This window comes from Micromonospora sp. MH99, from assembly GCF_021442385.1.
Lineage (GTDB): Bacteria > Actinomycetota > Actinomycetes > Mycobacteriales > Micromonosporaceae > Micromonospora.
On the sequence record NZ_MUZA01000137.1, the window covers coordinates 1 to 4,806 of the forward strand.

The 4,806-nt window shown below is 74.7% G+C and carries 5 protein-coding genes and 1 pseudogene; 2 read left to right on the plus strand and 4 right to left on the minus strand.

Annotated elements, in window-relative coordinates; translation table 11 throughout:
- Together B0E54_RS32020 and B0E54_RS32025 are read left to right on the plus strand one after the other, a co-directional pair.
- Positions 1-192 (plus strand): annotated as a pseudogene (locus B0E54_RS32020) (hypothetical protein); the annotation flags it as partial.
- Positions 193-380: 188 nt separating this feature from the next.
- Positions 381-722 (plus strand): RNA polymerase-binding protein RbpA, encoded by a 342-nt coding sequence (locus B0E54_RS32025; RefSeq protein ID WP_234591581.1) that lies wholly within the window; start codon positions 381-383, stop codon positions 720-722.
- Between the two features lie 64 nt (positions 723-786).
- On the opposite strand, the gene B0E54_RS32030 is transcribed toward B0E54_RS32025, so the two are convergent.
- The 4 genes from B0E54_RS32030 to B0E54_RS32045 form a co-directional block, all read right to left on the minus strand.
- The gene (locus B0E54_RS32030) at positions 787-1,311 is read right to left on the minus strand and encodes an FxsA family protein (RefSeq protein WP_234591582.1); all 525 of its coding nucleotides are present in this window, start codon (positions 1,309-1,311) and stop codon (positions 787-789) included.
- A 65-nt stretch (positions 1,312-1,376) separates the two neighbouring features.
- A complete protein-coding gene (locus tag B0E54_RS32035) occupies positions 1,377-2,186 on the minus strand; it encodes a polyprenol monophosphomannose synthase (protein ID WP_234591583.1) in 810 nt (269 codons plus the stop codon).
- Between the two features lie 34 nt (positions 2,187-2,220).
- On the minus strand, positions 2,221-3,861 hold the full coding sequence (lnt, locus tag B0E54_RS32040; RefSeq protein ID WP_234591586.1) for an apolipoprotein N-acyltransferase: 1,641 nt from the start codon (positions 3,859-3,861) through the stop codon (positions 2,221-2,223).
- Positions 3,862-4,539: 678 nt separating this feature from the next.
- Positions 4,540-4,806, minus strand: a 267-nt coding sequence (locus B0E54_RS32045; RefSeq protein ID WP_234591584.1) for a glutamate mutase L, incomplete at its 5' end; no start/stop codon positions are given.

Below are 4,806 nucleotides of genomic sequence, written 5' to 3' on the forward strand. Positions count from 1 at the left end.
CTCGCCGCCGACCTGACCGCCGCGCGGCAGACCGCGGCCACCGCCGAGGCCGACCGTGACGTGGCGCAGCGGCGGGTGGCGCAGCTCGGCGACCAGGTCAGCGACCTGGCATTGGCGTTGGGCCGGCTGGGCGCCGCCGCCCCCGGCGGCGCGGGCGCTTCCGACCCGGGTGCCCCGCCGGCGCAACCTTGACCGCGTCCGGGCGGTTAACATCCCCGGTGGCGGTCCCGACAGGCCGCCGCCGTGGCGTCACCGCCTCGGCCGGCTACCCTTGGGTCCGGCTCACCCGTGGACGCCTCACGCCCTCGGGCGGGAATGGGGCGACGGGAAGACACCGTTACACCCAGAAGACCAGCACCACGAACGAGGGGAAGTCGATCATGGGCGAGCGTATGCTGCGCGGAAGCCGCCTGGGCGCGGTCAGCTACGAATCCGACCGCAACACGGAGCTCGCGCCGCGTCAGACCCGCGAGTACCTCTGTGCCAAGGGCCACCAGTTCGAGGTGCCGTTCGCCGTCGACGCCGAGGTCCCGACGACCTGGGAATGCAAGTTCGACGGCAGCGTCGCCCGACTCGTCGACGGCAGCGAGCCGGAGCAGAAGAAGGCCAAGCCGCCGCGTACCCACTGGGACATGCTGCTGGAGCGGCGCTCGATCGCCGAGCTCGAGGACATCCCCGCCGAACGCCTCCAGGAGGTTCGGACCCGCCGCGGCCGCGCCTGAGCCGCACCCGCACGACACGACGCCCCCGGGTTCTCCCGGGGGCGTCGTCGTGTGTGCGTACGTTTCAGTTGCGGCCCGGCTCGACGATCTCACCCTCGATGGCCCGGCCGCCGTCGACGACCACCGGCCGCTCCGGCTCCGGACGCGGTGTCGGCTGCGGCGCACCCTGGCGCACCCGCACCGTACGCGGCCCGAACAGGTCACCGGCGACCATCGACGACACCCGCCGCTCGGCGGTGCGTTGCACCCCGGCGCGGGCCAGGCGACGCACCGGCGGCACCATCAGCAACAACCCGACCAGACCGCTGACCAGACCGGGCGCCGCCAGCAGCAGCGCGCCGGCCAACCCGACGAGCCCGTCGGTCACCTGCCGTCCCGGTGGCTGCCCGGCCTGCGCGGCGGTGCGGAACCCACGCCAGGCGCGCATCCCCTCGCGGCGCAGCAGCACCAGCCCCAGCAGCGACGCGGCGAACACCAGCAGCACCGCCGCGCCGAACCCCACCGCCCGCCCCACCAGGACGAACACCGTCAACTCCAGCACCACCGCCAGCAGCAGGGCGACCGGCACGAACCTCAGTCCTCGGCGCATCTCACCTCATCGCCATCCCGCGGCACACCGACACGTACCGCACATCCAGCATGACACGGCCGCGCTCACGGCCACCGCACCTGACCCGTGGGGGTGCCGTGCAGACCCCGGCGTACGGCCTGGCGCCGGTCCTGCACACCCCAGCGGGTGATCCGCCACAGCGCCTCGGCGACGATGCGCGGGCTCATCTTGCTGTCGCCGCGTTCCCGCTCGGCGAACGTGATCGGCACCTCCACGATCCGCACCCCGGCCCGGTGGGCGAGCCGCGACAGCTCCACCTGGAACGAGTAGCCCTGCGAGCACACGGACTCCAGGTCGATGGCGTCCAGGGCACTGATCCGGTACACCCGGTAGCCGCCGGTGGCGTCCGAGACGGGCATGCCCAGCGCGAGGCGCGCGTACAGGTTGCCGCAGCGCGACAGCAGCAGCCGCCGCAGCGGCCAGTTCACCACCTGCGCGCCGCTGGTCCACCGCGACCCGATCACCACGTCGGCGTCGCGGGCGGCGTCCAGCAGCGCCGGCAGGTCCTCCGGGGCGTGTGAGCCGTCGGCGTCCATCTCCACCACCGCGTGGTAGCCGCGCTCGCGCGCCCACCCGAACCCGGCCAGGTACGCCGCGCCCAGGCCCTGCTTGCCCTCGCGGTGCAGCACCTGCACGTGCGGGTCGCCGTCGGCGATCGCGTCGGCGATCGCGCCGGTGCCGTCGGGGCTGTTGTCGTCGGCGATGAGGATCTGCACGGCGGGGGCGGCCCGGCGGACCCGCCCCACGATCGCCGCGATGTTGTCGGCCTCGTTGTAGGTGGGGATCACCACAAGCACCCGGCCCACGCCGGGCACCTCGTCCGGACGCCGGATCGTATCGGTCGCCTGGATCACGGTTCCTCCGCTCCCGCCGGCGTACCGGCTGTTGCTATCCGGGCACGACCCGCTGCCGTCGGCGCAGCACGCCCGCGCCGGCCAGGGCGGCCACGGCCAGCCCGGCGAGGGCCAGCTCCGGCCACCAGCCGAGGCGGGTGGCGAGGGTACGCCCGCTGTCGAGCCGTAGCTGCCGCACCACGACCTCCCGGGTGTTGAACCCGGTGGCGTCGCTTACCCGCCCATCGGGGGCGACGAACCCGGACACCCCGACCGTGGAGGCCATCAACGCCGGCCTGCCGTGCTCCACCGCCCGCAGTCGCACCATGGCCAGCTGCTGGCGGGCTTCGGCCTCGTCGAAGGTGGCGTTGTTGGTCTGCACCACCAGCAGCTGCGCGCCGCCGGTGACGGTGTCGCGGACCACCTCGTCGTAGGCGACCTCGAAGCAGATGACGTCGCCGAGCACGGCCGGGCCGGCGCGTACCACGCCCGGGGTGCTGCCCGGTACGAAGTCGTTGCGGATCAGGTCCACCTTGTCGCTGACCTGGCGGGCGATCTCGCGCAGCGGCACGTACTCGGCGAACGGCACCGGGTGGCGCTTGGTGTAGAGCTGGGACATGTCCGCGCCGGTGTCGGGCCGCCACAGGATGCCCGCGTTGCGGACCTGCCCCGGGCCCGGGCCGAGCAGCACCGCGCCGACCAGGATGGGCGCGCGGATCGCGTCGGCGGCCTGGGAGATGCGGGCCCCGGCGGTGGGGTTGCGCAGCGGGTCGATGTCGCTGGAGTTCTCCGGCCACACCACCAGGTCGGGTTGCCGCTGCGCGCCGGAGGCGACCCGCGTGGCCAGCTCCAGGGTGGCGTCGACGTGGTTGTTGAGCACCGCCTGGCGTTGGGCGTTGAAGTCCAGACCGAGGCGCGGCACGTTGCCCTGCACGATCGCGACGGTGACGGGCGCGCCCGACCCGGTGGCGGCCAGTGGCACCAGCAGACCCGCCCCGGCCAGCGCGAGGGCGGCGACGGCCGGAACGGCCACCGGCGTCCACCGCCGCGCGCCGCCGGGCCGGGTGGCCGGTTCGCTGTGGCCGGGGCCGCTGGTGGTGTCGGTGTCGCCGGGGGTGCCAGTGGGGTCGGTGTCGCCGGGGACGCCGGTGGGGTCGGTGTCGGTGGGGCTGGTGGGGCGCAGGGTGGTCCAGGTGCGCCAGCCGGCGGTGACCAGCAGCCCGCCGACGACCGCCACGGCGAAGGTGACCAACGGCGCTCCGCCGAGGGCGGCCAGGCGCAGCAGCGGCGAGTCGTCCTGGGTGAACGCGAGACGCCCCCACGGGAACCCGCCGAACGGCGTACGGTCGCGCAGCGCCTCCTGCCCCACCCACAGCAGCCCGGTCACCGCCGGCCACGCCCAGCGGCCACGGTCGGCCAGCGGTGACACCCACGCGGTGGCGACGCCGAGCAGCGCCAGATAGCCGGCCTGCAGCAGCGACAGCAGCACCCACGGCAGGTAGCCGGTGTGCAGGTTCGTCCAGGCCAGCAGCGGCGCGAACAGCGCCACCCCGGTGAGGAAGCCCACGCCGGCCCCGGCGCGCAACCGCCGCCGGTGCGCGGCGGCGGCCAGCAGCGCCACGCCGACCGGCGCGAGGGGCCACACCCCGTACGGCGGGAAGGCCAGCAGCAGGGCCAGCCCGGCGGCGACCGCCATCGGCGCGGCGACACGCAGCGGCAGCGGCCGACGCACGGCGACCGACGCGCTGATCACCGTGGGGGCGTGGCTCTCGTCGCGGTCCAGGGTCGTCACCGCTGCTTCACCTCGATCACCCGGCGAAGGCTACCCGGCCACAGTCCCCGCCGACCGCATCGCCCCGCACCTAGGGCCCCGCTCCGCGATCGTGCACTTTCGGCCCCGACACAAGGGGCATTCCCGCCCACAACGACGACAGCAACTGCAAGATCGGCGCCGGGATGGGGTGGGGTGCGGGGGTGGGGGGATGAAATCGGGGCGCGGCTTTCGCCGCGCCCCGATGCTCCCAGGCCCTCCCCGGCCGGTGCGGCGAGGATGGGGCACGCCGACCTTCGGACCGACCAGGCGGTTGACTGGCTGCCCCCGCCGGGCCGTTGTCTACTGGCCGTGCACCTCACCCTGCCCGTACACCGGTAACCGCGACCGGTTCGCGCCGCCCCGCCGACCCCCGCCCGCTGGACCTGGCCGCCGCGACGATGACGCTGAAAAATGTCGCTCGGCCAGCGGACGAAGGGACGAAGCGAACAACAGCCGCTTCCCGTGGTAGGACTCAAAGACGGTACGTGCTGCACCCCGCCTCCTGTCAACCCACCCCCGGCCTGTCGTGTGTTGCGCCACGGCGTGTCGGGTCGGCGTGTCTCACTGCGTGCCCAGGTGGTGGCGCAGCAGCGCCCCCGCTGCCGCGCGGTGTTCCTCGGCGAGCAACCCGCCGGCGGCCAGCACGTAGTCGACGTCGACGACCGCGCGGGCGGCCCGCGGCAGCGCCCACCCGCCCGCGTGATCGGCCAGGACCGCCGCCAGGACCTGCCCCGACGCGGGGGCGGGCGCGTGTCGCAGCACCCCACCGGAGCCCACCAGCAGCCGCACGTCGCGCAGGTCCCGTCCGGCCCGCTCGCCCGTGGCGGC